At 69.0% G+C, this 23,882-nt stretch carries 29 protein-coding genes; 10 read left to right on the top strand and 19 right to left on the bottom strand.

From position 1 onward, the window contains the following. Positions 1-15 precede the first annotated feature (15 nt). Both MHA02_RS18715 and MHA02_RS18710 read left to right on the top strand, forming a co-directional pair. Complete coding sequence (locus MHA02_RS18715; RefSeq protein ID WP_147081542.1) at positions 16-231, top strand: DUF3126 family protein; 216 nt, start codon at positions 16-18, stop codon at positions 229-231. 110 nt (positions 232-341) lie between these two features. Next, positions 342-671 carry a DUF6949 family protein gene (locus MHA02_RS18710; protein ID WP_147081540.1) on the top strand — a complete coding sequence of 110 codons (330 nt, stop codon included), beginning with the start codon at positions 342-344 and terminating at the stop codon, positions 669-671. Positions 672-697: 26 nt separating this feature from the next. Here the strand turns inward: MHA02_RS18710 and MHA02_RS18705 are convergent, their stop codons facing one another. From MHA02_RS18705 to MHA02_RS18685, 5 genes are all read right to left on the bottom strand, one after another. Next, the gene (locus MHA02_RS18705) at positions 698-1,372 is read right to left on the bottom strand and encodes a transglutaminase-like cysteine peptidase (RefSeq protein WP_147081563.1); all 675 of its coding nucleotides are present in this window, start codon (positions 1,370-1,372) and stop codon (positions 698-700) included. Between the two features lie 197 nt (positions 1,373-1,569). Continuing rightward, positions 1,570-2,211, bottom strand: coding sequence for a transglutaminase-like cysteine peptidase (locus MHA02_RS18700; RefSeq protein ID WP_147081538.1), 642 nt, complete (start codon positions 2,209-2,211; stop codon positions 1,570-1,572). 159 nt (positions 2,212-2,370) lie between these two features. After that, a complete protein-coding gene (locus tag MHA02_RS18695) occupies positions 2,371-2,997 on the bottom strand; it encodes a glutathione S-transferase family protein (protein ID WP_147081536.1) in 627 nt (208 codons plus the stop codon). 204 nt (positions 2,998-3,201) lie between these two features. Then, the gene (locus MHA02_RS18690) at positions 3,202-3,834 is read right to left on the bottom strand and encodes a PilZ domain-containing protein (protein ID WP_147081534.1); all 633 of its coding nucleotides are present in this window, start codon (positions 3,832-3,834) and stop codon (positions 3,202-3,204) included. Between the two features lie 145 nt (positions 3,835-3,979). Next, complete coding sequence (locus tag MHA02_RS18685; RefSeq protein ID WP_147081532.1) at positions 3,980-4,600, bottom strand: PAS domain-containing protein; 621 nt, start codon at positions 4,598-4,600, stop codon at positions 3,980-3,982. Between the two features lie 579 nt (positions 4,601-5,179). Here MHA02_RS18685 and MHA02_RS18680 point away from each other — a divergent pair. Together MHA02_RS18680 and MHA02_RS18675 are read left to right on the top strand one after the other, a co-directional pair. After that, positions 5,180-5,992, top strand: a complete 813-nt coding sequence (locus MHA02_RS18680) for a rhomboid family intramembrane serine protease (RefSeq protein ID WP_147081530.1) — start codon at positions 5,180-5,182, stop codon at positions 5,990-5,992. A 184-nt stretch (positions 5,993-6,176) separates the two neighbouring features. After that, the gene (locus MHA02_RS18675) at positions 6,177-6,608 is read left to right on the top strand and encodes a CBS domain-containing protein (protein ID WP_147081528.1); all 432 of its coding nucleotides are present in this window, start codon (positions 6,177-6,179) and stop codon (positions 6,606-6,608) included. Between the two features lie 4 nt (positions 6,609-6,612). Here the strand turns inward: MHA02_RS18675 and MHA02_RS18670 are convergent, their stop codons facing one another. From MHA02_RS18670 to folE, 3 genes are all read right to left on the bottom strand, one after another. Further along, positions 6,613-7,638, bottom strand: a complete 1,026-nt coding sequence (locus tag MHA02_RS18670; protein ID WP_147081526.1) for a patatin-like phospholipase family protein — start codon at positions 7,636-7,638, stop codon at positions 6,613-6,615. Then, entirely contained in the window at positions 7,635-8,048 is a 414-nt protein-coding gene (gene hisI, locus MHA02_RS18665; protein ID WP_147081524.1) for a phosphoribosyl-AMP cyclohydrolase, read from the bottom strand. Before hisI ends, MHA02_RS18670 begins: the two co-directional genes overlap by 4 nt. A 149-nt stretch (positions 8,049-8,197) precedes the next feature. Next, complete coding sequence (folE, locus tag MHA02_RS18660; protein WP_497801057.1) at positions 8,198-8,926, bottom strand: GTP cyclohydrolase I FolE; 729 nt, start codon at positions 8,924-8,926, stop codon at positions 8,198-8,200. 244 nt (positions 8,927-9,170) lie between these two features. Here folE and MHA02_RS18655 point away from each other — a divergent pair, with 244 nt between their 5' ends. Both MHA02_RS18655 and yidD read left to right on the top strand, forming a co-directional pair. Beyond that, positions 9,171-9,632 (top strand): iron-sulfur cluster assembly scaffold protein, encoded by a 462-nt coding sequence (locus MHA02_RS18655; protein ID WP_147081520.1) that lies wholly within the window; start codon positions 9,171-9,173, stop codon positions 9,630-9,632. A 21-nt stretch (positions 9,633-9,653) separates the two neighbouring features. Further along, positions 9,654-9,998 (top strand): membrane protein insertion efficiency factor YidD, encoded by a 345-nt coding sequence (gene yidD, locus MHA02_RS18650; RefSeq protein ID WP_147081562.1) that lies wholly within the window; start codon positions 9,654-9,656, stop codon positions 9,996-9,998. Positions 9,999-10,113: 115 nt separating this feature from the next. Here yidD and MHA02_RS18645 read toward each other — a convergent pair whose 3' ends face one another. The 8 genes from MHA02_RS18645 to MHA02_RS18610 all read right to left on the bottom strand — a co-directional run bounded on the left by MHA02_RS18645 (position 10,114) and on the right by MHA02_RS18610 (position 18,310). Next, positions 10,114-11,418 carry an NTP/NDP exchange transporter gene (locus MHA02_RS18645; protein WP_147081518.1) on the bottom strand — a complete coding sequence of 435 codons (1,305 nt, stop codon included), beginning with the start codon at positions 11,416-11,418 and terminating at the stop codon, positions 10,114-10,116. Beyond that, positions 11,415-12,149 carry an NADPH-dependent F420 reductase gene (locus MHA02_RS18640; RefSeq protein WP_147081516.1) on the bottom strand — a complete coding sequence of 245 codons (735 nt, stop codon included), beginning with the start codon at positions 12,147-12,149 and terminating at the stop codon, positions 11,415-11,417. Before MHA02_RS18640 ends, MHA02_RS18645 begins: the two co-directional genes overlap by 4 nt. Further along, positions 12,139-13,062 carry an aldo/keto reductase gene (locus MHA02_RS18635; protein ID WP_147081514.1) on the bottom strand — a complete coding sequence of 308 codons (924 nt, stop codon included), beginning with the start codon at positions 13,060-13,062 and terminating at the stop codon, positions 12,139-12,141. The genes MHA02_RS18640 and MHA02_RS18635 overlap by 11 nt, the downstream gene beginning before the upstream one ends. 235 nt (positions 13,063-13,297) lie before the next feature. Further along, positions 13,298-13,582 (bottom strand): hypothetical protein, encoded by a 285-nt coding sequence (locus MHA02_RS18630; protein ID WP_147081512.1) that lies wholly within the window; start codon positions 13,580-13,582, stop codon positions 13,298-13,300. Between the two features lie 61 nt (positions 13,583-13,643). Continuing rightward, entirely contained in the window at positions 13,644-15,122 is a 1,479-nt protein-coding gene (locus MHA02_RS18625) for a flavin-containing monooxygenase (RefSeq protein ID WP_147081510.1), read from the bottom strand. Next, on the bottom strand, positions 15,119-16,039 hold the full coding sequence (locus tag MHA02_RS18620) for an alpha/beta hydrolase (RefSeq protein ID WP_147081508.1): 921 nt from the start codon (positions 16,037-16,039) through the stop codon (positions 15,119-15,121). The genes MHA02_RS18625 and MHA02_RS18620 overlap by 4 nt, the downstream gene beginning before the upstream one ends. Positions 16,040-16,049: 10 nt before the next feature. Then, on the bottom strand, positions 16,050-16,871 hold the full coding sequence (locus MHA02_RS18615) for an SDR family NAD(P)-dependent oxidoreductase (protein ID WP_147081506.1): 822 nt from the start codon (positions 16,869-16,871) through the stop codon (positions 16,050-16,052). Between the two features lie 5 nt (positions 16,872-16,876). Then, positions 16,877-18,310 (bottom strand): protein adenylyltransferase SelO, encoded by a 1,434-nt coding sequence (locus MHA02_RS18610; protein ID WP_147081504.1) that lies wholly within the window; start codon positions 18,308-18,310, stop codon positions 16,877-16,879. A 96-nt stretch (positions 18,311-18,406) separates the two neighbouring features. Between MHA02_RS18610 and MHA02_RS18605 the strand changes: the two genes are divergently transcribed. From MHA02_RS18605 to MHA02_RS18595, 4 genes are all read left to right on the top strand, one after another. Further along, on the top strand, positions 18,407-18,757 hold the full coding sequence (locus MHA02_RS18605; protein ID WP_147081502.1) for a hypothetical protein: 351 nt from the start codon (positions 18,407-18,409) through the stop codon (positions 18,755-18,757). A gap of 79 nt (positions 18,758-18,836) precedes the next feature. Beyond that, the gene (locus tag MHA02_RS22275; protein WP_210245089.1) at positions 18,837-18,989 is read left to right on the top strand and encodes a hypothetical protein; all 153 of its coding nucleotides are present in this window, start codon (positions 18,837-18,839) and stop codon (positions 18,987-18,989) included. 279 nt (positions 18,990-19,268) lie between these two features. After that, positions 19,269-20,075, top strand: coding sequence for an SGNH/GDSL hydrolase family protein (locus MHA02_RS18600; RefSeq protein ID WP_147081500.1), 807 nt, complete (start codon positions 19,269-19,271; stop codon positions 20,073-20,075). 18 nt (positions 20,076-20,093) lie between these two features. Next, a complete protein-coding gene (locus tag MHA02_RS18595) occupies positions 20,094-20,501 on the top strand; it encodes a group III truncated hemoglobin (RefSeq protein ID WP_147081498.1) in 408 nt (135 codons plus the stop codon). Between the two features lie 93 nt (positions 20,502-20,594). Here MHA02_RS18595 and MHA02_RS18590 read toward each other — a convergent pair whose 3' ends face one another. From MHA02_RS18590 to metG, 3 genes are read right to left on the bottom strand one after another with little or no spacing between them, the layout of a single operon-like run. Then, the gene (locus tag MHA02_RS18590) at positions 20,595-21,398 is read right to left on the bottom strand and encodes an MBL fold metallo-hydrolase (RefSeq protein WP_147081496.1); all 804 of its coding nucleotides are present in this window, start codon (positions 21,396-21,398) and stop codon (positions 20,595-20,597) included. A 16-nt stretch (positions 21,399-21,414) separates the two neighbouring features. Then, the gene (locus MHA02_RS18585) at positions 21,415-22,212 is read right to left on the bottom strand and encodes a TatD family hydrolase (RefSeq protein WP_147081494.1); all 798 of its coding nucleotides are present in this window, start codon (positions 22,210-22,212) and stop codon (positions 21,415-21,417) included. A gap of 33 nt (positions 22,213-22,245) precedes the next feature. Then, positions 22,246-23,811, bottom strand: coding sequence for a methionine--tRNA ligase (metG, locus tag MHA02_RS18580; RefSeq protein WP_147081492.1), 1,566 nt, complete (start codon positions 23,809-23,811; stop codon positions 22,246-22,248). Between the last annotated feature and the right edge of the window lie 71 nt (positions 23,812-23,882).

The raw sequence follows: 23,882 nt of genomic DNA, 5'->3' as shown, positions 1-23,882 counted from the left end.
GAAAGGCTAGAGCCCTTGAACAAGAATGAAGCCACGACGCTGCAGGACTATCTGCGCCGCAAGTTCGCCAACACCAACATCCGTGTCGTCGCCATGAAGATGGGCGACTCGGCCGAAGTCTTCATCGGCGAGGAGTCCATCGGCGTCATCTCCGACGACAAGGAGGACGGCGACGATTCCTACCAGTTCCGCATGGCGATCCTCGACATCGACCTCGAAGAAGACGCGTAGCGCCATCCACAGCCCGCCCGGGCGGCGTTTACCGTCCGGGCGGGTATTGCTTAACAGATCGTAAATCCTCGGTCAGACTGCGTGTCTCCTCCCGGTGGAGACGTTGCGTCATGACCGTCAGCCCAGCCGCCCTCGACTCGCTCCAGACCCTGTTCGTCGGCCTCGCGCTGGCGGGGCTCCTCGCCAGCGCCTTCGAGCTCTTCACCGACCGCAAGGCGAGCTTCCAGCTGCTGGAAGCCGGCGGCGTCTCGGCTCTGGCGGCTGTGCCGATGCTGGCCTTCACGGCCCCCTTCATCATCCTGCGCAACACGATGCGGGGGCGCCGCCTGGAGCACAGGCCGATCCCCTTCGTGATGATCGCGACGATGATCGCCTGCGGCTGGAGCCTGATGTCGGGCCGAGTCGCCGTCGACCTCGCCCATCTCGTCGTCGGCGCCTGAACGTTCGTCCGGGACGCCGGAAAAACTCAGCGGTTCGCGGTCGTGACCGGCGATGCGCCGTTGTTCAGGGAGACCCAGGCCTGCCCGTCCTGGCCTTCGCGTTTCACGAAGCTGTAGCCCGTGCGCTGCCAAGGCAGCACCGCGTTGGTCTTGTTGTCGAGGATCAGGTCGCCGCGATCGGTCCGCACCATCAGCACCGCATGGCCCTCGCCGATCTCGTCGATGACCACGGTCATCCGCAGGGCCCGGCGAGGCAGATGGCGGTCGACCAGCATGCGGCGTTTCAGGAGCTGGATGTCCTCGCAATCGCCGAAGCCGTCGTCGGGATAGTCCCAGCGATCGACGACACCCCAATGGGCCATGTCGGTGACCGGCTTGATCCGGTGGTTGACCCGTCGGTTGATGCTGGCGAGCAGGCCCCAGACCGCCGGAGTGAGCGTGATCTGCGCTGGCTCGGAGGGATCGACGCTGCACTCGCCGGGCATCCGCGCGCAGAATTCCGTCCAGGCGGCGACCGGCCGGGCCGTCTGGCCATAATCGAGCGCGGTGCCCTCGGGCAGGCGTACCGACGGCCGTGCCTGCGTTGCGGCTGCGCCGAGCAGCAAGGTCGCGCCGATGGCGGCGAAACGGGCGGCCCCGCGCAAAGCGGCGCGGACGACCGGCGGCGCGCCGCCGACGCTGCCCAGAACCGCATAAAGCATGACCCGAAGCCCTGCCGCAATGACCCAACGGCAAAGCTTGCACGGCCGGGGCCCAGGCTCAATGGCAAAGTTAAGCGATCGTAAACCGATCGGGTCGTTTCCCGTCTCTTGACGGGACATCATCGGCGGATCTTGCAAGCCGGCCACACAGGTAGCGGATGCCGGGACGCGTTGGATCCGCTTCGTCGGCGAGCGCGCTACCGGTTGGCGGTGACCATCGGCGAGGTGACGCCGCCCAGCGACACCCAGCCCGTCGAATCCTGGCTCTCGCGCTTGATGAAGGTGTAGCCGGTCTCGTGCCAGGCCGTCACGGCGCTGGTCTTGTTGTCGAGGATGTAATCGCCCCGGTCGGTGATCAGGGTGAGCACGGCGTGGCCCTCACCCTTCTCGTCGATGACCACGGTCATGCGCATCGCCCGGCGCGGCAGGCCGGCCTCGGCGAGCAGGCGGCGCTTCAGCAGCTGAAAATCCTCGCAATCGCCGACGCCGTCCTCGGCGAGGTCCCAGCGGTCCGGCACGCCCCAGTGATCCTGGTCGGTCTGCGCCCGGATGCTGCGGTTGATCCGGCGGTTCACCGAGACGACCAGGGACCAGACGGACGGGCTGAGCGCGATCCGAGTCGGCTCGCTCGCGTCGACGGCGCATTCGGCCGTGTAGGACCGGCAGAACTCGGTCCAGGCGAGGATCGGACGGGCCGCACCGATCGGCGTCGCGCCGACGGAGATCGGGGGGAGGGCGGCGGCCTGCTCGCGGGCATCGGCCCCTGCGCTGCCGACGAGGAATGCGAGCCCGACGAGGAGCCCCGTAATCCCTGCCTTGACGACCCTTGCGCTGCACATTGCGGCCACCTCTTCGAACGAGGGCCACGTTGCAGCCGCATCCGCTCCGCTGCGCTGAAGCGAATGCGCGCAATTTTACGCAATTCCGTGCCGTTGGTTCCGACCGCGCGGCACGCCGAATCGATGAGCGAGAATTTACGCCGATTTGTCGGGGCGGCGTTAGGACGACGATAACCGTGACGGGAATGGGTCGCGCCATGCCGGCAGCGCGTTGAGCCGGTCATGCCAGCGCGCGATCTGCGGAAACCGGTCGAGCGGGAGCTTCATCTGCTTCGCGTATGGTAACGAGACCGCCACGGCGAAATCGGCGACGCTGAGGTCGGTGCCGACGAGGTAGCTGCGTCCGCGCAGGTGATCGTCGAGCACGCGGCCGAACCTGTGGAACTCGGCCATCGCCGGTTCGATTTCTTTCGGGTCCGGTGCGCCGATCCCGAACAGCGGCTTGATGACGTGCTCGAAATACAGCGCCCCGGTGGCGCGTGTGAAGTGGTTCGCGTTCCAGCTCGACCAGCGCAGGACCTCGATCTTGTCGGCGTCGTCCTTCGGCCAGAGCGGCGACCCTGCCGCCCGCGCGAGATGGCAGATGATCGCGTCGGATTCCCACAGCGTCAGCTCGCCATCGGTCAGCACCGGCACCTTGCCGTTCGGATTGACGGCCAGGAAATCAGGCGACGACGTCCCGCCTTCGGCGATGTCGACATGGACGTAATCCACCGGCGAATTCAGATACTTCGCGGCGGCGCAGGCCTTTCGCGGATTGAGAACCTCGCTGTAGTAGAGCTTCATTCTCGTCTCCTTCGAACGGGGCGGATGCTCAAGCGCGCATGGCCGCTGTTCCTGGAAGACGTGGGAAGCCGACCTTTTCCGACAGGCGCGGCTGAGAAAGCGTGATCGCGGCGCTCATCGCGTCCGCATCCGGCCCGAGCCTGGTCGAAGCCGCCGCCGGCTTTCGCGGACCCCTGCTTCGGGCGTCCGCGCCGCAGGATCCGCTCAGAGCCGGATGCCCTCGTGGAACCGGTCGGCGGAGATCGGAAGCATGAACTGGGCGCCGATGCCGCCCTCGAAGTAGCGCACCACCCGGCCGGGGGTGCTGCCGACCATGACGCTGGTGCCGAGCGGCGGCACGGTCTCCGTGGCGATGGCGACGCCGGACATCGAGATGTCGATGACGCGGACGGTGAGCTCGCGGCCACTTTCGAGGCGCAGTGTGACGACCGGGTTGAGCGGCGTCAGGCGCTCGTGCGTCCGGCCCTCGGGCAGGCCGAGGAACTCGCGGTTGGCAAGCCAGGTGAGCTGGGAGGCGATCTTGTCGCGCTTGCGCGGCGAGGCGTTGAAGCGGGCGGCCAGGCCGCCGGAGCCGGGATGGCGCGCAATGACGCCTTCGACCCGACCGATCTGCTCGAGATAGAACACCACGCGCTCGCCGACCGCGCCGAGGACGGCGCAGGTGATCTTCACCCCGCCCGGCGACATGTCGACGGTCTGGCAGGGGTATTCGCGACGGTCGGACAGCATGTAGCGACCGAGCAGGGCGACGCCGACCCGCTGGTGGCGGCGCAGATCGGAGCCGCGGAGCGGACGCCTCTCGACGGCTTCGGCAATCGCTGCAGCGGCCTCGCTCATGTCGGGGTTTCGTCCAGGAAGCGCGGGATCGGTCCTTAACGCTTAGATCCCGAGGGTTACGAAAGCCTTCTTCGGAGCTGCCACAATGCACGTAGTACAGCGATTGTCGCAGAAATTCGCTATTTCTGGTTGAATCTTCGGCCGGCTACGTCCGTTGCAGGCGTCCGCCCTCGTGGACCATCAGGTGACCGCGGCGGACGGGGAGGGGATCGTTGGCGGCTGCCGGCATATCGGCCGGCAGGTCCGACGCGTCGGGGATCGCCGCCGGTCCGAGCATCCGCAGGGATGTCGCCTCCAGGCGGATAACCGGATGCAGGCCGAGCCAGGGCGGCACGCAATGCGGACTCAGCGCGCCGAGCATCCGGGCCTGCGTCCGCCCACGATGGCGCAGGGGCAGCAGCAGCAATTCGAGGTCGATGGTGCCGTCCCGGGCCGTGTGGCCCCGCAGACCGGCGACGACGCCGACGGTGTCCATCGCAACCGTCTCCACGAGCCGCCACGGGCCCTGGGCCGCGTCACCGTCGGACATGCCCCAGAGGTCGGAGAACGCCGATCCCCGGAGTTCCCGCCCGAACAGGGCGCAGAGGCGCGTGCCGGCGAGCCGCACCGAGGCGTGACGCCGCTGCGGCTCGATTTCGAGGATCAGGCTGTCGGCCAGCAGGTTGCGGATCTCGCCGGGCTCGATCTCGCTGCGCTCCGGCGCGGCGCGCTCGCCGCGCAGGCGGTCCCAGTAGGCGTGGAGCAGGCGGCTCGTCGGGTGCTTCATGGGTGTTCCGGATCGATACGGCTGCGCTCGGCCTGTCTCGGGATCGTCGATCGCCGGTTCAGACCGGGCCGGGCCGGTGACGTTCGACGAGCCCGGCGCACACCCTATGCCGGCCCGAAGCGGCAAGCTCTCTTAAGCTTTCGTTAAGGTTAAGAGAGGGTTGCGATTGCGTACGCAGCCCCGCTCGGCGAGGATCGTCGGGTCGGATCGAGACCCGCCGCTTCCCAGCGGCACCCCGACACCCTTAGCGGTCCCGATCCACAGCTTGCGATGTGACCTTGGAGGGATCGAGCCCGGTCGGTGCAGGATGTCCGCGCGGTAACACGCGCGGTACCGCGACGTAGGGGCGATCTCCTTCGTTCAGGGGAGGGCGGTGACGCTCTCCCCTTTTTTTATCCTCTGCGCAGCCCTCGCGACCGACGCATTCCGGACGATCCGCCGTATCGCCGGCGCGGCGCATTCGCGGCTGCCGAAGCCTGGACGCGTCGCGGGTTCCGGCCATCGGAATGCTGCGGGCCGTCGACGCGGTTGCGCGCGCGGCCCTTGCGGCGGAGGCATCGGCCCCGACATGGTGGCGGCATGGATGCTTCCCCCGATCTGCCGCCCCAGAGCCGCGTGCCCGTCTTCAACATGCCGGGCATCGTCACCGCCTCGATCGCGGTGCTCGTCGGCATTCATGCGATCCGGCAGGTGCTGCCCGACCTGTGGGACATCCAGGCCCTCATCGACCTCGCCTTCATCCCGGCGCGCTGGACCGTGGCCTTCGATCCCGCCAAGGCACAGGCCGTGGTGCAGGCGGCGGGGGCGGGGCTGAGCGACCCGGCCATGGTCGCCGTCCGGGAGGAATTCGCCCGCGCGCTCGTCTCGGAATCCTCGGCGATGCCATGGACCTTCGCGAGCTACGGGCTGCTGCACGGCTCTTGGATGCACGTGATCTTCAACGTGGTCTGGCTTGCCGCCTTCGGCTCTCCGGTGGTCCGCCGCTACGGGGCTTGGCGCTACGGTGTTCTGGCGCTGGTCGGGGTCGTGGCCGGCGCCGTCTTCCACCTCCTCGTCGACCCCTTGAGCGCGATGCCGCTGGTCGGCGCCTCCGCCGGCATCTCGGCGCTGATGGCCGCGGCGGCCCGCTTCGTGTTCCGGCCGCCGCCGGCCTACCGCCCGGCCATGGCCTGGCAGGTCGCGCCCCCTCCGCCGCTGGAGACGATCCCCGAGCTCCTGCGCAACCGCAACGCGGTGCTGTTCCTCTGCATCTGGCTCGGCACCAACCTGCTCTTCGGGCTTCTCTCCCTGCCGCTCGGCGCAGGCGACGGCCCGATCGCCTGGGACGCGCATCTCGGCGGCTTTCTGGCCGGCTTCTTCCTGCTCCCGCTGCTGGAGCCGCGGCGGACGTGAGGGTGGCCGGCCGTAGGGTGATTTCGATTCTTTCCAGGGCGCGGCGGGTCCCGTGCGGGCGCAGGCGCTTGCCATGTCGGCGCGAGGGCCACACAATCGCGGGACGAGCCGGGGCCAACCCGGCCGGCGAACTCCGAGGGCGCCGTGGGCTGACGGTGCCGTGTCCAGGGAGGACACCGACCCCATGACCGTTGCACGCATCCTTGCCGAGAAGGGCACCTCCGTCACGACGGTGCCGCCTCACCGCACGATCGACGAGGCGATTCATCTGCTCGCCGAAAAGCGCATCGGTGCCGTCATCGTCAGCGATGCCGACGGCGCCGTGCTCGGCATCCTGTCCGAGCGCGACGTGATGCGGGCGCTGGCGGAGGCCGGCGCTGGCGCCTTCGACGCCCCGGTCTCGCGCTACATGACCGCCAAGGTCACCACCTGCACCCGCGCCACCAGCATCGAAGAGGTGATGGAGCTGATGACCGACGGTCGTTTCCGCCACCTTCCCGTGGTCGAGGACGGCCACCTCGCCGGCGTCGTCTCCATCGGCGATGTGGTGAAGCGCCGGATCGCGGCGGTGGAAGCCGACTATCAGGCGATGCGGGACTACATCACGCTCGCGTGAGACCTCATACCCTCGCAGCGGCGCCCTCGATCATCCGGCGGATCTCGGGCAGCGCCGCCCTGGCCGCCTCACGTCCCAGCGCGATGCCCTCGGCCGCGCGGTGGAACTCGAACAGGCCCATGGCGGCGAGGCGCGGCGTCACCATGACGTCGGGCGGATCGGTCGCGAGGCGCGCCCGCGAGATCCGATCCTGCGTGATGTTGAAGGCGTCGAAGATCACGCGCGCCACGCCCGGATTCCCCGGTTTGGTGGTGGAGGCGGTGCGCCGCGACCGCCCGACCATGCGCAGACCGGCGCCGCACAGCATCGCCCAGCGGCTACGCGTCTCGACCGCCCGCGCGAGTTCATCCTCGAGTTCGTCCTCCTCGGGAGGGGGCTCTGGACGGATCAGCGAGCCGCGCACCCGCGGGTCGCAGGCGAGGTTCACGCAGATCACCACGTCCGCACCGAGCTCGCGCGCCAGCCGCACCGGCACCGGATTGACCAGGGTGCCGTCCATCAGCAGGCGGGAATCGAGCAAGACCGGCGGGAACAGGCCGGGGATGGCATAGGAAGCCCGCACCGACTCGACCAGCGGCCCGTTGGTCAGCCAGACCTCGTGGCCGGTGCCGAGTTCGGTGGCGACACAGGCGAAGGCCACCGGCAACGCCTCGATCCGGCGGTTTTCGAGTTCTTGCGAGAGGCGACGCGCCAGCCGCTCGCCGGCGATCAGGCCGGATCCGGCGATGCGCAGGTCGACGAGGCCCATGACCCGCCGCTTGGTCAGCGAGAGCGCGAACGCCTTCAGCCGGTCGAGTTTGCCAGCCGCATAGGCCCCGCCGACCACAGCGCCGATGGAACAGCCGGCGACGATCTCGGGGACGATGCCCGCTTCCTGCAGCGCCTCGATCACCCCGATATGCGCCCAGCCCCGCGCCGAACCGCCACCGAGCGCCAGCCCGACCCGGGGCGTACGCGGGCGGGGTGCTTCGACGGGTTCGACAATGCCCTCGGGAAAGCTTCGGACGTGAAGGGCGGCACGCGGGCTCACGTCCCGATCGGGACGAGGCGTGCCCCGCTCCCTTCGTCGAACGTCACGGCACGGTAGAAGCACGAGCGTCGCCCGGTATGGCAGCAGCCGCCGTCGCCGCCGACATCGACCCGGATCAGTAGCGCGTCCTGGTCGCAATCGACGCGCATCTCGACGACGCGCTGGATCTGCCCGGAGGTGGCGCCCTTGTGCCAGAGCTCGCCGCGCGAGCGCGACCAGTACCAGGCCTCGCCGGTCTCGATGGTGCGGCGAAGCGATACCGCGTTCATGTGCGCCAGCATCAGTACGGCGCCATCATGGGCGTCGACGGCGATGCAGGCGACGAGCCCGTCAGCACCGAAGCGCGGCGTCAGCACGGCGCCCTCCTCGACCTCGGCTCCCGTCCCCGGCTTGTCGAACTGCAACGTCATACGGCTACCGCAAGATCGATCATGGCCGACGGCAAGCGCAGGCGAAGCTCAAGATGTTTGCCGCTCTGTTTTCCCACCCTCGACCTCACCCTGAGGTGCCGGAGCGCAGCGGAAGGCCTCGAAGGGTCTTCCAGATCCCGCACAGCCCGTCAGTTCTTGCCGCCTCGCACGAGGGTGAGAAAGCGGACCTGCTCACTGGCGTCGTCCTTGTAGACGCCGCGGAACTGGGTGGTGATCGTCGAGACGCCAGCCTTCTGCACGCCGCGCATCGCCATGCAGAGATGCTCGGCCTCGATCATCACGGCACAGCCGCGGGGCTTCAGGATCGCCTCGATTGTGTCGGCGACCTGGGCCGTCATGGTCTCCTGCGTCTGCAGGCGCTTGGCGAAGGCGTCGACCACGCGGGCGAGCTTCGACAGGCCGACGACGCCCTTCGACGGATAGTAGGCGACATGCGCCAGCCCCATGAACGGCACCATGTGGTGCTCGCAATGGGAGTAGAACGGGATGTCGCGCACCAGCACGACGTCCGAATAGCCCTCGACCTCCTCGAACACCCGCTCCAGCAAGGTGTCAGCGTCCATCTTGTAGCCGGCGAACAGCTGCTCATAGGCCTTGGCGACGCGGGCTGGCGTGTCGATCAGGCCCTCGCGGGTCGGGTCGTCGCCCGCCCAGCGCAGGAGCGTGCGTACGGCGGCCTCGGCCTCCTGGCGGCTCGGCCGGCCGAGGGCGACTTCGTTCGGCACGCGCTGGGCCGATTCCGGCAGGGGCGCGATGTCGGCACGGGCGTCGTTGTCGTTACGCATGAGGGCGACGGCGTCCGCGCGCCGGTTCTCGTCGCTCATGCCGTAGGACAGTGACTTGAGCGCGGCATCCATGGCATCTCCCGCCCGCGCGACACGGGTCTTCATCGTGGTACTGTCGGGCTTGGCGTACATCGTCGGGTCCCGCCGGCCACTCTCGACAAAGTGCCGGTTGCCCCTCTGGATCCGGCGGCGCCGGTCGGGGCACGACCTGGAACGACGGGCCGTCCTCGCGGAACGGCGGCTCTGCGCCTATATCGACGTTATGGGGCGTTCGCGCAATGCGCGGGACGCGGATCCGGTTTCCAGCAGATTTCCGATGCTCGACGACATCTACAACCGCCGCATCCTCGAACTCGCGGCCGACATCCCACGGCTCGGGCGTCTCCACACGCCGGATGCGAGCGCGAGCGCGCATTCGAAGCTGTGCGGCTCGACCGTGACGGTGGATCTCGTCACCGACGAAGCCGGCAGCACGGTCACGGACTTCGGCCACGAGGTGAAGGCCTGTGCGCTCGGCCAAGCCTCCTCCTCGCTGATGGCCCGCCATGTGGTCGGCGCCTCGGCCGACGAGTTGCGGCAGGTGCGCGAGCGGATGCGCGCCATGCTCAAGGAGAACGGGTCACCGCCCGAGGGCAGATGGGCCGACCTCGCGGTGCTCGAGCCGGTGCGCGACTTCCGGGCCCGTCACGCCTCGACGCTGCTCACCTTCGATGCGGTGGTGAACGCCCTCGACCAGATCGCCGCCCGCAAGGCCGTGCCGTCCGAGGCCGCGGAGTAGGGCCGTGCGGGGTATTCGGTGATCCTCCGCCGGGCCGCCCATCTCGCGATCCGCGGCTACCAGCTCACCCTGTCGAGCCTGATCGGCCGCCAGTGCCGGCATTGGCCGTCCTGCTCGGACTACACCGCTGCGGCGATCGGCCGGCACGGCCTCTGGGCCGGCGGCTGGATCGGGTTTTCGCGGATCTGCCGCTGCGGGCCGTTCGGGACGCACGGGATCGATCTGGTGCCGGAGCGGATTTCGGAGGGGGCGCACTGGTGGATGCCATGGCGCTACGGGCGCTGGCGCGGCGTCGAGGCTCCGCCGTCGCCGTTCGTCTGCGAGGCGACGGACGAGAACGCCACCCCGGTCGCGTCTCGCAGTTGATCCAGTACGTCGTCATCGCGAGCCGCAGGCACATGAACCCGGCGCACGGCGCTGGTGTGCCGCGATGCGATCGTAACGACGCAAGCGGATCCGAACGGATCGGCTGGAAGCCGTCTCATTCAGCCGTCGCTTCGAGCTCGCGCTGTCGGCGTACCTGCGCCCGGCCGAGCCAGAGCGCGTTGACGAGCCACGCGACCGAGAGCGGCACCGCCACGATCGCCGCCCAGGTGCCGGCGAGGCCGAGCGCGCCGATCCCGGCGTAGGACCAGGCGCCGATCTGGTCGCCGGTGCGATAGGCGACGGTGTCGATGAAGGCCTTGGCCTTGTAGCGGTCCTCCCGCGGCACGACGGTGAACAGCACCTCGCGCACCGGCCGGGCGATGGCGAAGTTGCCCGCCCGTCGCAGCACCTGGAAGCCGACGATCGCGACGAGGCTCGGCGAGACCGCCAGCGCCGCAAATCCCAGGACACTCGCCGCCGGCAGCAGCGCCAGGGTCGGCCCGACGCCGATCGCCCTGGTGATCCGTCCGGTGAGGAAGAGCTGCACGCCGAGCGTCAGCAGGTTCACCGCGAGATCGACGCTGGCGAAGAACGCCGTCTGCGCGGCGCGATCGGGGAAGTTGCGCTTCGCGATGGCCGCCTGCTCGAAATACAGGAACGTCGAGGTGATCGAGAACAGCAGCAGGAACAGCGCGATGTTGAGGAGATAGGGGGAAGCGAAGGTGCGCCGGATGCCGGCGAATGCGCTGCCGCCGATGGTCTCGACGGCGCGCTCGCTTGGCACGGCGTGCAGCCGCTCGGACAGCCGCGCCAGTCCGCGCATGGCGAAGACGGCGACTTCCAGCAGCAGGGCAGCGGCGATCAGCAGCCCCCAGGTCGGTACATGGCTCGCCAGCGTCGCGGTCAACGCCGAACCGCTGATGGCGCCGAGGGTGGCGCCGGCGGCGATGAAGCCGAACAGGCGCTTACCCTGCTCGGTCGAGAAGACGTCGACGATGGTGGCCCAGAAGATTGAGACCACGAACAGGTTGAAAATCGACAGCCAGACGAAGAAGACGCGGCCGATCCAGACCGCGCTGTCGGGGCCCGAGAGATAGATCGCCACGGCAAACAGCAGAATGTTGCCGGCAAAAAACCGGTAGGTGAGCGGCACGAAGCGGGCGCGGGGCAGGCTCTTCACCAGCCAGGCGAATGGCAGGTTCAGCGCCAGCATGCCGAGAAGCGTCGCCAGGAACAGCCAGGGCAGGTTTTCCAGTCCGCCGGCGATGCCCATCTGGTCGCGGATCGGGCGCAGCACGTAATAGCTCGCCAGGATCGCGAAGATGTAGGCCCAGGACCAGGCCAGCGCCCGCCCTTCGCCTTCGCGCAGATCGACCAGCCGGGCGAGGAGGGGAGGGCGCGTCGCCGCGCCGTCGCTCAAGGCGCGACCCCGAGCGTCTCCTTCAGCTCCGGCGCGGAGAGCTCGAGCCCGAAGCCGGGCTGGCCCATCTGGAACTGTTTCGCCGCCTCCAGGCCGCCGACCAGTACGGGGTCGAAGCCGGCATAGGTCACCAGCACGCGCGCCGTCTCGATCGCCTTCGGATCGTCGCCGGCGATCGGGATCGCCATGCGCGGTTCGGGCCGGCCCGCGTTCTTTTCGAAGACCTTGAAGTTCGCCGCGTTGAAGGCGCGTACGATGCGGGCGCCGGGCAGGTATCTTTGCGACGTGACGCCGATGCCGTTCTGGTCGACCTCGGCCCGCAACTCGCCATCACGCGCGGCGGTGGCGTTGCCGGCATCGATCACGACCTTGCCCTTCAGCGCGGCAGCATACTCCGTCCCGAACTCGGGATAGGCCTTGTAGGGCACCGCAAGGAACACGGTGTCGGCGTAAGTCAGCGCCTCGGCCGGCTTGCCGACATGCGCCTTCGGGCCGAGCTTCTCGACGAGCGGCTTCAACGCCTCGGGGTGGCGCGAGGCGAACAGCACGTCGTAGCCGGCCTTGATCCAGAACGTTCCGAATGTGCTGCCGATGTTGCCGGCCCCGATGATCCCGATTTTTTTTGGTGTTTCGGATTGAGCCTTTACTGGCAGGGCAGGGGATGCCGCGATCGCCGCCAGCGCAGCGAGGGCGGCGAACCGCTTGGCAATTCCAAAAAACTCAAACCGCATCGATGAAGGCCTCCATCTTCTTGCGCTCGCCGGCATCGGGCAGGCGGACCTTGGCGGCGCCGACGTTCTCTTCGACGTAGGCGGCTTTGGCCATGCCGGGGATCGGGCAGGTCACCGCCTCGTTGGCCAGCACGTATTTCAGGAAGAACTGCGCCCAGTTCGCGCAGCCGAAGGCAGCCGCCCAGTCGGGGATCGGCTTGCCCTTGACCGCCCCGAAGAGCCGGTCGCGGCCGAAGGGCACGTTGACCATCACGGCCATGCCGCGGTCCTGTGCCAGGGGCAGGACGCGCTCGGCGGCGAGGCGGCTGTCGATGGCGTAGTTGACCTGGATGAAGTCGAGCATTTCGCGCTTCATCACCGCTTCCAGATCGGGAAACTGGTCGTCGCGCCAGACCGTGACGCCGACATAGCGGATACGGCCCTGTCTCTTGAGATCGCGCAGGGTCGCGAGGTTGGTGTCGGTGTCCACGAGGTTGTGGACCGCGATCAGGTCGATCGTCTTCGTCTTCATGCGCTGGAACGAGCGCTCGATCTGGGCGAGCCCGGCCTCACGTCCCCGCTCCGAGACCTTGCTCGCGAGGAACACCTTTTCGCGAAGTCCGCCCTCGGGCAGAATCTGTCCGAGCACGTCCTCGGCGGTGCCGTAGCTCGGCGCGGTGTCGATCACCCTGCCGCCGAGGCTGACGAAGCGCTCCACTGCCTCGCGCAACGGCGCGATCTTGTCCGGTGTCGGCTCGACCTCGTAACGGCGTGAGGTACCGATCCCGATGGCGGGAAGCCTCTCCCCGGAGGAGGGAATCGCTCGCATGAGCAGATCGGTCTCGCCCGACGCGGCATGGGCTGGGACACGGACCAATGGCACCAGCCCGGCGCCGGCGGCGCTGACAATGAGCGAGCGTCGGGACAGGGGCATGATGGTCTCCTTCCGCGTTCGGCGTCTCGGCGGAGGAGATAGGGCGGCTGTCGGGAGGGGAGGGCGGTGAAAGCGCGCAGCCCTGCAGTGTCGGAAGCGCAGTCTCTACCCGTGCACGATCGGCCGGTGCCATGCTTGCGCGGCGTCGCGGCCGGCTGGGATCATTGGGTGCCCGTCGGTCGGGCGCTCGACGAACTGCAGCCGAGACGCCTCTGCAGGAATTTCTCCAAGGCGATCAGTAGGGATAGCCCTGGTAGAAACGTCCGCGAGGCAGATACGGCACGTCGCGCGGGCCGTAGGCGCGGCGGTAATAATTGTAGCGCGGCTGCTGATAGTTGCCGTTGTTCACACCGGCCGAGCGGTCGTTCCCGCTATCCGCGGCATAGGGCGAGAGCCCGCTGCCGCTGTTGCCTCCGCCGCCTCCGCCGCCACCGAACGCGAGGGCCGAGCCGGTCAGGCCGAGCACCAGGCCGGCCGCGAGGGCCGCATTCGCCAACGGTCTGATGTCGATGTGCGTCATGGCGGTGTTCCTCCGGATCTTGAATGGCAACGCACGAGGGAGGCTCGGGATGCGCGCGGGCTTACGGGCTTCGATCCCCGAACTGCCGCGTCTCGTAGTCCGCCAGCCGCATCCGTCGCGCCCCGCGCCGGTAGGCCGGCACCGAGCCTGGCCAGATCGTGCGGTTGCGGCCCGAGCCGTCGAGATACCACGAGCCGCAGCCCCCGCGCATCCAGATGCTGTCGGCCATGCGGGCGTCGACTTTTTCGCGGAAGGCCGTTTGCGCCTCGAGGTTGACCTCCAGCACGCGGCCGGGATGGTGTGAGAGGTGGCGTAGCGCGTCGAGGACGTGGGCGACCTGCGCCTCGATCATCAGCAGCACGGAGTTGTGGCCGAGCGCCGTGTTCGGCCCCAGCAACAGAAAGAAATTCGGGAAGCCGTGCACCGCGAGGCCCTGGTAGGCGTCCATCCCCGAACGCCAAGCCTCGCTCAGCGCCACGCCCCCGCGGCCGACGATCCGGATACGCGCGAACCCGCCCTCGACATCGAAGCCGGTGGCGAGGATCAGCACGTCGAGGAGGTGCTCGGTGCCGTCCGCGGTGACGACGCCGTGGGGGCCCACCGCGCGGATCGGCTCGGTCACCACCGCGACGTTGGCGCGGGTGAGGGCCGGGTAGTAGTCGTCCGAGACCAGCACCCGCTTGCAGCCGAGGCGGTATGTGGGCGTCAACGTCCGTCGGAGCGTTTCGTCGTTCACGGCACGCGCGATGTGCCGCCGCCCGAGCGTTTCGCCGATCGCCGTGACGCGCGAGATTTTTGCGAAGCCGAGCAGCGCGACGATCTCGTGCTGCCAGTAGAGCTTGGCCCGATGGAGCTGCCGGGCCAGCGGCACGCGGGCGAAGATTTTACGCTCGCGCTCGGTATAGGCGCGGTCGCCCCGCGGGAGCACCCAGGGCGCCGAACGCTGGAACAGCGTCAGCCTCGCCACGCGCGCGACGATCTCCGGCACGATCTGCACCGCGCTGGCACCCGTGCCGATCACGCCGACGCGCCTGCCCGTGAGGTCGCAGCCATGGTCCCATCGGGCCGAGTGGAAGGCGGGCCCTGCGAAGCCGTCGAGCCCGGGAATGTTTGGCAGGGCAGGGTGGTGCAGGCCGCCGGCTCCCGAGACGAGAACCCGGGCCGTGTAGTCGCCCCGATCCGTCTCGACGCGCCAGAGCCCGGCTTCCTCGTCCCAGCGGGCGGTCGTCACCTTGGTGCCGAGGCGCAGGCGCCCGGTCAGGCCGTGCTCGCTGACGAGGTCACGCAGATAGGCCTCGATCTCGGGCTGGCGCGGATAGAGCCGTGACCAATCCGCGTTCGGCGCGAAGGAGAGCGAATAGAGGTGCGAGGGGATGTCGCTCGCCGCACCCGGATAGGTGTTGTCATGCCAAGTGCCGCCGATGGCGGCGGACTTTTCCAGAATCAGGAAGCGGGAGAACCCGTCCCGGTCGGCGCGGATCGCCATGGCGAGCCCCGAGAAGCCGGCGCCGATGATCAGGAGGTCGAGGGCCTCGCTCACGGGACGGGCTCCCGAGCCGCCTCGGCCGCAGCATCCGTAAGCTCCCGGTGCAGGAAGGTGGCCGCCGTCTCGATGGAGCGGCGCGCCTCCGGCACGTAGTTGTCGGCGAGCTGCCAAGCATGCGGCACCACCGGCCAGAGCGCGAGCTCGACCCGGACGCCCGCCGCGCGTGCCTTCTCGGCCAGAGCCACGCAATCGTCGCGCATCAGCTCGCGCTCGGCGGCGTGCAGGAGCAGGGGAGGGAACCCGGCAAAGTCGGCCTCGACCGGCGAGATGCGCGGATCTCGCGGGTCGGCGTCGCCGAGATAGGCCGGGACGAGGCTGGCGAGGCAATCCGGTCGAAACATCGCGTCCCGGCGGATGTTCGTCTGGAACGAGGCGCCGCGGCTCAAGAAGTCGCAGGCGGGCGAGAACAGGGCGGCAGCGGTGGGCAGCTTCAGGCCGCGGCGACGCGCCTCGACGATTAGGGCGAGGGCGAGATTGCCCCCGGCCGAGTCTCCGGCGACCGCCGCCGGCCCGTCCTGCGAAAGGGCCGTCCAGGCGGCCACGACATCGTCGAGGGCGGCCGGGAACGGATGCTCCGGGGCGAGGCGATATTCTGGCGCGAACACGCAGAAGTTCGCGCGTGCGAGGGCGGCGGTGATCGTGCGGTGGGTCGACGGCGAGCCGCCGACGAAGCCGCCGCCGTGCAGATAGAGCAGGCGCGGGCGCTGCGCTTCGGGGAGCTTTCGCGGTCGCACCCATTCGCCCGGGACGCCGCCGAGGCTGCCGGCATCGAAGGTGGCGCTGGGGGACGGCTTCAGGCCGTTCTGGTCGAACACCGCGCGGATGCGGGCGATGTCGGGGGCATGGCCCAGCCGCCGCTTCACGCTGAACCGCACCACGAGGTCGAAGAGATGGGCACGCAGGCTCGCCATGGTCGTCCGCTCAGCCCTCGATCGCGCGGCGAAGCAGCGACCAGTACCGTACCGGCATCAGGCGCTGGATCAGCGCCACGCGGCGGGCATCCGCGCCGACGATGACCCGCGGGGCGCGGGCTTCGATGCCGGCGCGGATGATCCGGGCCGCCTCCTCCGGCTTCATGGTGAGCTTGCGTTCGAGCGCGGCGATGCCTGCAGCGATCAGATCGGCGTCGCCGCCCAGGGGCGTACGGGCGCTGCGGGCGATCCCCGTGGCGACGCCGCCGGGATGGACCAGCGTGACTCCGAGCGGTGTGCCCGCATATTCGTGGCGCAGGGCCTCGGTGAAGCCGCGCACCGCGAACTTGCTCGCGCTGTAGGCCGCCTGGCCCGCCGGCGCGACGATGCCGTAGATGCTCGACAGGTTGACGATCTGCGCCGGCCCCGCCGCCGTGAGCATCGGCAGGAACGCGTGGGTCATGCGCATGACCGCGTGCAGGTTTATGTCGATGAGCCACGCGACATCGGAAAGGTCGACCTCCGCGAAGCGGCCGCCGAGCGCCACGCCGGCATTATTGACGAGCACGTGCAGCCCGCCGTGCCGGGCGCTCACCGCCTCGGGGAGGGCGAGGATAGCCCCCGGGTCGGCGAGATCGAGCACGTGTTCGCTGACCGCGACGCCCCGGGCCGCCGCCGACCGCGCCGTGGCGGCGAGGCCGGCGGGATCGCGGTCGGCCAGGGCGAGGCTGCAGCCCCTGTCGGCCAGGGCGAGGCTCAGCGCCGCGCCGATGCCGCCGGCGGCGCCCGTGACCAGCGCGATGCGGCCACGCAGCTCGAATCGTGTCGTCATTCCGCTCAAGTCCGCGCGGGGAGGGGGCGGGTACCATACGCGTCGGCCATGTCCTCGATCGCCGCGAGCTTGCGCTCGAAGGCCGTCCAGTCGTCCTGCGCCGCGATGGGCGCCCAGATCGCCTCGACCTCGTCGATCAGCATCGTGCAGGGTTCCGCTCGCGCGAAATACGGGTGGTCGAGCCGGGCGCCGGCGGCCGTCTCCAGGCTCTGCAGGGCGGCATGGACCGGCTGGAAATCGTCGCTGGCATAGAAGGCGGCCGCAGGGCTCGCCGCCGCCCTCGCCTCGCTCGCGAGACCGCCGCGCCAGTCGAAGAAGGCCTGCTCGAACGGCATCTGGCTCCTGGCCAGGAAGCCCCAGAAGGCCGCGACGAGCCGATGCCCCCGCTCCTCCTCCACAGGCGGCGCCACCCCGAGGCGGAACAACAGCATCTCCGCGAAGGAATCCTGCAGCGCAGGCCCGAATGCCTTGAGGCTCGCCTCGAGCCGCGGCTGGTCCGTCAGCGGGATCAGGCACTCGGCCAGCCGGCTGAGGTTCCAGAACAGCGCCTCCGGCTGGCGGCCGAAGCTGTAGAGGCCGTGCTGGTCGAAATAGGCGGCTGTGAAGCCGGCATCGTGCGTCGGCGCGAAGCGCCAGGGGCCGTAATCGAAGCTCTCGCCGGTGATCGCGATGTTGTCGGTGTTGAGCACGCCGTGCACGAAGCCCGCCGCCATCCATTGCGCGCCCATCCGCGCCACGCGCGCGATCACGGCGTCGAAGAAGGCGATGGCCCGGTCGGCCAGATGCTCCTCGCGGATCTCCGGATAGTAGGTCGTCACGGCGTGATCGACGAGCCGCTCGATGTTGTGGATCTCGTCGAGGGCCAGGAAGCGCTGGAACGTGCCGATGCGGATATGCGTGTGGCTCAAGCGGACCAGCACCGAGGAGCGGGTCGGGGAGGGCTCGTCGCCCCGCTCCAATTCCTCGCCGGTCTCGATCAGGCTGAACGACTTCGAGGTGTAGACGCCGAGCGCCTCCAGCATGGCGGTCGCCAACACCTCGCGTACGCCGCCCTTCAGCGTCAGCCGGCCGTCGCCGGCCCGCGACCACGGCGTCTGCCCGCTGCCCTTGGTACCGAGATCCAGCAGCCGGCCGTCGCCGAGGTCCTTCAGCTGCGCGAACAGGAACCCGCGTCCGTCGCCGAGATCGGGATTGTACGAGCGGAACTGGTGGCCGTGGTAGCGCAACGCCAGCGGCGCCGGGAAGCTACCGGGGAGCGGCTCGAAGCGGCCGAAATGGGCGATCCACTCGGCCTCCGAAGTTCCGTCGAGCCCGACGCGCTGCGCCCAGGGCCGGTTGCGGTAGCGCAGCACGGTCTTCGGAAACCGGGCGGCCGCGACCACGTCGAAGAAGTCGGAGCCGAGATCGGCGTGGCGGCGCGAGGGTTTTGGGGAGGGCAGGGGCTTGGTGCTCCGTGCGGACAGGGATCGGCTGGCCTACGAGGTCGGGCGGAGGGAGGCGTCGGTCAAGACGTCGCTCCACCCTCTCGTGAGGGCGTGTCCGATATCGGCCCGTACGAGCCCGCCTGCAGCGGTTCGATCCCGTGCTATGATGCCACTGCAGGAGGGCTCGTGCGGCTGAGGTCACCCCACAACATCCAGTCGGCCTACTCGCGCGGCGAACTCGGTAGGCATCAGGCGATGTCGGTGCTCGGTCTCGCTGACCAGATCGAAATCATCGCTGCGATGTCGGATGCCGGGCACCCGCTGCCACGTCCGGCGCCCACCGAAGTTGCGGCACAGATCGCTGAAGTGATGCCCCTCTTGAGGGCTGCGCTGATCGCGGAAGACGAGGTCTCGACCTCCTCGATCGGTTCAGATGCCCGATCCTCATCACCGACATGGTGAGGATCGAGGTGGAACGCGGCCCGGATTTGGCGCTCGACAAGGTTGCCTTCGTTCGGTGGTTCGCAAAGCGGGGCAGCGGATGGGCCTGATCGCCTCTGCGGAAGCCCTCTACGGGGAGGTCGAGAAGTGCAGAAGGCGGATCTCGCGCGACCTCTACGATCGGCAGGCCGGCTCGGGCCACGGCCGCGACGCCGACTGGCATGACGCCTACGACGACGGGCCTGGAGATTGATCTCAGATTGGGTCGATCGAGAAGCGCCCACGGCCTCATCCTAGCCAGGATATCATTCGCATAAGATATATTATGGAACATTGGCCTCCATTTTCAGGGGTAGGGGGCCTGTATGCCCGTCTATCGCCGGTGTCGCCCCATCGGCACAGGTCGCGCGCAAAGCAATCGTTCACACTGAATCGCGGCCACGCTTCGGCCGCGCTCGCGCTAATGTCACAATCGCGCGTCATGGCCTCCCAACACGCTTCCCGGCGATCCCAGCCCTCGAATTCGATGCCGATGTCCCTGCGCTTCTCGTGTTTCGGTCTGGCCCTGCTCGCGACCGGTGCCGGGCTCCCTGCCCTGGCGCAGCCGGATCTCGCGCCGACGGCGACGCCGCGGGTCGTCGAACACCAGCGCGTGGCCTCCGAGCGGGTCTCGATCAAGCTGGCACGGCTGGCCTCGCTGCTGGGCAAGGACGGCGACATCCGCATCGTCGCCTTCGGCTCGTCCTCGACCGCGGGGGCGGGCGCCTCGTCGCCGGCCTCCACCTACCCGGCCCTTCTGGAGACCGACCTCGAGGAGCGCCTGCAGATCGGCGCGTCGAGCCGCCGGTCGGTCACAGTGATCAACCGCGGCAAGGGCGGCGACGATTCCCGCGATATGGCCGGCCGTCTCGAGCGCGACGTCATCGCCGAGCGTCCGGACCTCGTGGTCTGGCAGACCGGCAGCAACGACCCGCTCAAGGGCGTTCCGGTGGCGCGCTTCAAGGAACTCACCCGCGAGGGCATTCTAGCCATCCGCGCCGCCGGCGCCGACGTCGTGCTCATGGACCAGCAATGGTGCCAGCGCCTGAGCGGGGTCGCGAATGCCGCCGAGTATGGCGAGGCCCTGCACGAGCTCTCCACCGAGCTCGGCGTGCCGGTGATCCCGCGCCACGACATGATGCGGTCCTGGGTCACCCGCGGGCTGATGACGCCGCAGCAGATGATCGGCCCGGACGGCCTCCACATGACCGATGCCGGCTATCGCCAGCTCGCCAAGGCCGCCGCGGTGCAGATCCTGGCCGGCGCCGGCCTCGTCCAGCCCTCGCTCGCCCGCAACTGACGACCGGGCAGGGCACCAATGCCCCCTCCCCGCGCGCCGTACGCGGCGCTGACCGAGGAGACGCTCGGCCTCTTCCTCGACGCCTTCTATTCCAAGGTCCGGCGCGACGCCGTGATCGGCCCCGTCTTCGCGGCCCGGATCGCCGACGACGACTGGCCGCGCCACCTCGCTACGATCCGCGATTTCTGGTCGTCGGTGCTGCTCAAGTCGGGACGCTACAAGGGCAACCCGTTCGGCAAGCATCAGGCGATCGGCGGTCTCGGGATGGCGCATTTCGAGCGATGGCTCGGCTTGTTTTCGCAGACCGCGGCCGAGTCCTTCCCGCCGGAGACCGCTGCGATGCTGTCGGAGCGCGCGAACCGGATCGGCGACAGCCTCAAGACCGGGCTGCTCTTTCAGCCCGCGGTGCTGCGGAGCACGCCTTGATGTGTCCAGTGCCCGCGATGCGCGGCATCGGGGGCGTCCGCCGCACGAGCGGCGGCGCGCAGCCGCGCTCGCCGAGGGCCATGGCCCTCGGGATCAGAGATCGACGCCGACACTAAGCCCGTCATGCGCCGGCACCACCCCCGGCGGCAGCTTCTTCGCCAGCGTCTCGTAGTCGAGATCGGTGTGCAGGTTCGTCAGGATGGCGCGGCGCGGCGCAACCTCCTCGATCAGCGCGAGCGCATCCGAGACCGAGTAGTGCGACGGGTGAGGGGTCTCGCGCAGGGCATCGATGATCAGCAGGTCGAGGCCGTGCAGCTGCCGTTTGGCGGGCTCGGGCATCAGGCTGACGTCGGGTGCATAGGCGGCCGGGCCGAAGCGGAAGCCGTGCGCCGCCTCGTTGCCGTGCTCCATGGCGAAGGGCAGGGCCTCGATCGCACCGCCCTCCCCGTCCACCGTCACCACGGCTGCCTCGCTGAAGGCATGCAGGTCGAGGATCGGCGGGTACAGGCTGCCCGGCGGCGTCTCGAAAGCGTAGCCGAAGCGGGTCCGCAGCAGCGATTGGGTGAAGGCGTCGGCATGGACCGGGATGCGCCGGCGCATGGTCAGCACCAGCGGCCGCAAGTCGTCGATGCCGTGGGTGTGGTCGGCATGCGCATGGGTGAACAGCACCGCATCGAGTCGGCTCACGCCCGCGTCGAGCAACTGCTCGCGCAGATCGGGCGACGTGTCGACGAGGAGGGTGGTCGTACCCTCAGCCTTTTGCCGCTCGACGAGGAGCGAGCAGCGGCGGCGCCGGTTTTTTGGGTCGTTCGGGTCGCAGGCGCCCCAACCGTATCCGACCCGTGGGACGCCGCCCGACGAGCCGCAGCCGAGAATGCGCAGGGTCAGGGATGGCATCTGCGCCGCCCGCTCCTCATGCCGCCCTGCCCTCCAGAGCCGCCGCCTTGTCGAACAGCCTGTAGAAATTCTGCGTCGTCTGCGTGGCCAGCGCCTCGAAGGGCAGATCGAGGGTCTTGGCCAGCGAGCGGGCGGTGTCGGCGGTGTAGGCGGGCTCGCACGTCCGGCCGCGATGCGGCTCGGGGGCGAGGAACGGCGCGTCGGTCTCCACCAGCACCCGGTCGTGCGGCACGGCGAGCGCGATCTCGCGCAGCTCGTGCGAGCGGCGGAAGGTGACGATGCCGGAGAACGACACGTAGAGGCCGAGTTCGACCCCGACCCGCGCCAGCCGGGCGCCGGAGGAGAAGCAGTGCAGGATCGCCTTGAAGGGGCCGCGCCGGACCTCGTCCGAGAGCACCGCCTCCATATGCGCGTCGGCATCGCGCGAGTGGATCACCAGCGGCAGGCCGGTGGCGCGGGCGGCGCTGATGTGGGCGCGAAACACGCGCTCCTGCACCGCCTGCGGTGCCGCGTCCTCGTAGTGGTAGTCGAGCCCGGCCTCCCCGATGCCGATGCAGCGCGGATGCTGCGTCAGGGCGGCGATGGTCTCGGCCGGCACGTCCGGCTCCTCAGCCGCGCCATGAGGGTGGGTGCCGACCGTGCACCAGACCTGCGGGTGGGCCTCGGCGATGGCGCGATAGGCCTCGGCCTTGGCGACCCGCGTCGAGATGGTGAGCATCCGCATGACGCCCGCGGCCTCGGCCCGGGCGATCACGCCAGGGATGTCCGCGGCGAAGTTGGGAAAATCGAGATGGCAGTGACTGTCGACCAGCATGGATCGGCTGTTTCACATCCTCTGGGGGCGGCCTCAGGCCGCCTCGGGCTTCTCGAAGCGGGGGAAGATCGGGCTCGGTGCCGGCAACGGGGTGCCGGCCTGCAAGCGGTGGGCGTCGCCGACCTGCGCGAACCGGCGCTCCAACGCCGGCACGGCCAGAAGGTCGAGCAACACCCCGGCCGCCGTCGGCACGAAGGGCTGCACCAGGATGCCGACGCGGCGCAGGGTCTCGATCGTGACGTAGAGCACGGTGTTCATGCGTGCCGGATCGGACTTCTTGAGCTTCCAGGGCTCTTCCGACGCGAAGTAGCGGTTGGCGTCGGCCACCACCGTCCAGATCTCGGAGAGGATCTGGTGAAGGGCGAGGTCCTTCATCAGCCCCCGCGCCGTCTCGGGCAGCGCTGCGGCGGCGGCGAGGAGGGTCTCGTCCGCCTGCGTGAGCGCACCCGCCTCGGGAACCGTCCCCTCGCAGTTCTTCGCGATCATGCTCAGCGAGCGCTGGGCGAGGTTGCCGAGGTCGTTGGCGAGGTCCGCGTTGATGCGGTTGATGATGGCCTCGTGGCTGTAGCTGCCGTCGCCGCCGAACGGCACTTCGCGCAGGCAGAAATAGCGCACCGGATCGACCCCGTAGGTCGAGACGAGGTCCATCGGGTCGACGACGTTGCCGAGCGACTTCGACATCTTCTCGCCCTTGGAGAGCAGGAAGCCGTGGCCGAAGACGCGCCGCGGCAGCGGCAGGCCCGCCGACATCAGGAAGGCCGGCCAGTAGACCGCGTGGAAGCGGACGATGTCCTTGCCGATGACGTGCAGGTCCGCCGGCCAGTATTTTTTTCGGGGATCGGTCTCGTCCGGGAAGCCTGTGACCGACAGATAATTCGTCAGCGCGTCGATCCAGACATACATCACATGCGCCGGATGGCCGGGTACCGGCACGCCCCAATCGAAGGTGGTGCGGCTGATCGAGAGGTCCTTCAGACCCGAGCGCACGAAGCTCGCGACCTCGTTCATGCGGGTATCGGGACCGACGAAGTCCGGCTGCTCGGCGTAGAGCTTCAGCAGCCTGTCCTCGTAGGCCGAGAGCCGGAACAGGAAGTTCTCCTCCTCCATCCACTCGACCGGCGTGTCGGTCTTGATCGTGCGGCGCGCTCCGTCCGGCTGCAGCACCGTCTCGGCTTCGTCGAAATAGGCTTCGTCGCGGACCGAGTACCAGCCGGAATACTTGGCGAGGTAGATGTCGCCGTTGGCCTCCATCCGCCGCCAGATCTCTTGGACGGCGGCATAGTGCTCGGGCTCGGTGGTGCGGATGAAGCGGTCGTAGGAGCAGTTCAGCGCGTCGGCCATGCCCTTGAAGCGGGCGGCCATGTCGTCGACGAAGGCGCGCGGCGTGGTTCCGGCCTTGGTGGCGGCCTGCTGGATCTTGAGGCCGTGCTCGTCGGTGCCCGTGGTGAACAAGACGTCGTAGCCGTCGAGGCGCTTGAAGCGCGCGATCGCGTCCGTGGCGATCACCTCGTAGGCATGGCCGATATGCGGCATCCCGTTGGGATACGAGATCGCCGTGGTGATACTGAAGGTGCGCTGCGCCGTGTCGCTGGCCGTCACGTCGAGGGGCTTTCGGGATCGCTATCGGGAAGGCGCCTTGTCGCGCGGCGCGACGGCCGACGCAACCGACG

It is taken from the genome of Methylobacterium haplocladii (assembly GCF_007992175.1).
GTDB lineage: Bacteria > Pseudomonadota > Alphaproteobacteria > Rhizobiales > Beijerinckiaceae > Methylobacterium > Methylobacterium haplocladii.
The sequence above is the reverse complement of the archived record's forward strand: the minus strand, read 5'-3'. Positions and strand labels throughout refer to the sequence as shown.

Excerpts from the sequence above, each read along its gene's own strand:
- MHA02_RS18680 (WP_147081530.1), top strand. The coding sequence starts at position 5,180 with ATGGATGCTTCCCCCGATCTGCCGCCCCAGAGCCGCGTGCCCGTCTTC.
- MHA02_RS18635 (WP_147081514.1), bottom strand. The coding sequence starts at position 13,062 with ATGCCCCTGTCCCGACGCTCGCTCATTGTCAGCGCCGCCGGCGCCGGG.
- MHA02_RS18700 (WP_147081538.1), bottom strand. The coding sequence starts at position 2,211 with ATGTGCAGCGCAAGGGTCGTCAAGGCAGGGATTACGGGGCTCCTCGTC.
- MHA02_RS18615 (WP_147081506.1), bottom strand. The coding sequence starts at position 16,871 with ATGACGACACGATTCGAGCTGCGTGGCCGCATCGCGCTGGTCACGGGC.
- MHA02_RS18590 (WP_147081496.1), bottom strand. The coding sequence starts at position 21,398 with ATGCCATCCCTGACCCTGCGCATTCTCGGCTGCGGCTCGTCGGGCGGC.
- MHA02_RS18595 (WP_147081498.1), top strand. The coding sequence starts at position 20,094 with ATGCCCCCTCCCCGCGCGCCGTACGCGGCGCTGACCGAGGAGACGCTC.
- MHA02_RS18675 (WP_147081528.1), top strand. The coding sequence starts at position 6,177 with ATGACCGTTGCACGCATCCTTGCCGAGAAGGGCACCTCCGTCACGACG.
- MHA02_RS18685 (WP_147081532.1), bottom strand. The coding sequence starts at position 4,600 with ATGAAGCACCCGACGAGCCGCCTGCTCCACGCCTACTGGGACCGCCTG.
- MHA02_RS18640 (WP_147081516.1), bottom strand. The coding sequence starts at position 12,149 with ATGCGGTTTGAGTTTTTTGGAATTGCCAAGCGGTTCGCCGCCCTCGCT.
- MHA02_RS18695 (WP_147081536.1), bottom strand. The coding sequence starts at position 2,997 with ATGAAGCTCTACTACAGCGAGGTTCTCAATCCGCGAAAGGCCTGCGCC.
- MHA02_RS18705 (WP_147081563.1), bottom strand. The coding sequence starts at position 1,372 with ATGCTTTATGCGGTTCTGGGCAGCGTCGGCGGCGCGCCGCCGGTCGTC.
- hisI (WP_147081524.1), bottom strand. The coding sequence starts at position 8,048 with ATGACGTTGCAGTTCGACAAGCCGGGGACGGGAGCCGAGGTCGAGGAG.
- folE (WP_497801057.1), bottom strand. The coding sequence starts at position 8,926 with ATGGATGCCGCGCTCAAGTCACTGTCCTACGGCATGAGCGACGAGAAC.
- MHA02_RS18600 (WP_147081500.1), top strand. The coding sequence starts at position 19,269 with ATGTCCCTGCGCTTCTCGTGTTTCGGTCTGGCCCTGCTCGCGACCGGT.
- MHA02_RS22275 (WP_210245089.1), top strand. The coding sequence starts at position 18,837 with ATGGGCCTGATCGCCTCTGCGGAAGCCCTCTACGGGGAGGTCGAGAAG.
- MHA02_RS18690 (WP_147081534.1), bottom strand. The coding sequence starts at position 3,834 with ATGAGCGAGGCCGCTGCAGCGATTGCCGAAGCCGTCGAGAGGCGTCCG.
- MHA02_RS18620 (WP_147081508.1), bottom strand. The coding sequence starts at position 16,039 with ATGGCGAGCCTGCGTGCCCATCTCTTCGACCTCGTGGTGCGGTTCAGC.
- MHA02_RS18655 (WP_147081520.1), top strand. The coding sequence starts at position 9,171 with ATGCTCGACGACATCTACAACCGCCGCATCCTCGAACTCGCGGCCGAC.
- MHA02_RS18585 (WP_147081494.1), bottom strand. The coding sequence starts at position 22,212 with ATGCTGGTCGACAGTCACTGCCATCTCGATTTTCCCAACTTCGCCGCG.
- MHA02_RS18630 (WP_147081512.1), bottom strand. The coding sequence starts at position 13,582 with ATGACGCACATCGACATCAGACCGTTGGCGAATGCGGCCCTCGCGGCC.
- MHA02_RS18710 (WP_147081540.1), top strand. The coding sequence starts at position 342 with ATGACCGTCAGCCCAGCCGCCCTCGACTCGCTCCAGACCCTGTTCGTC.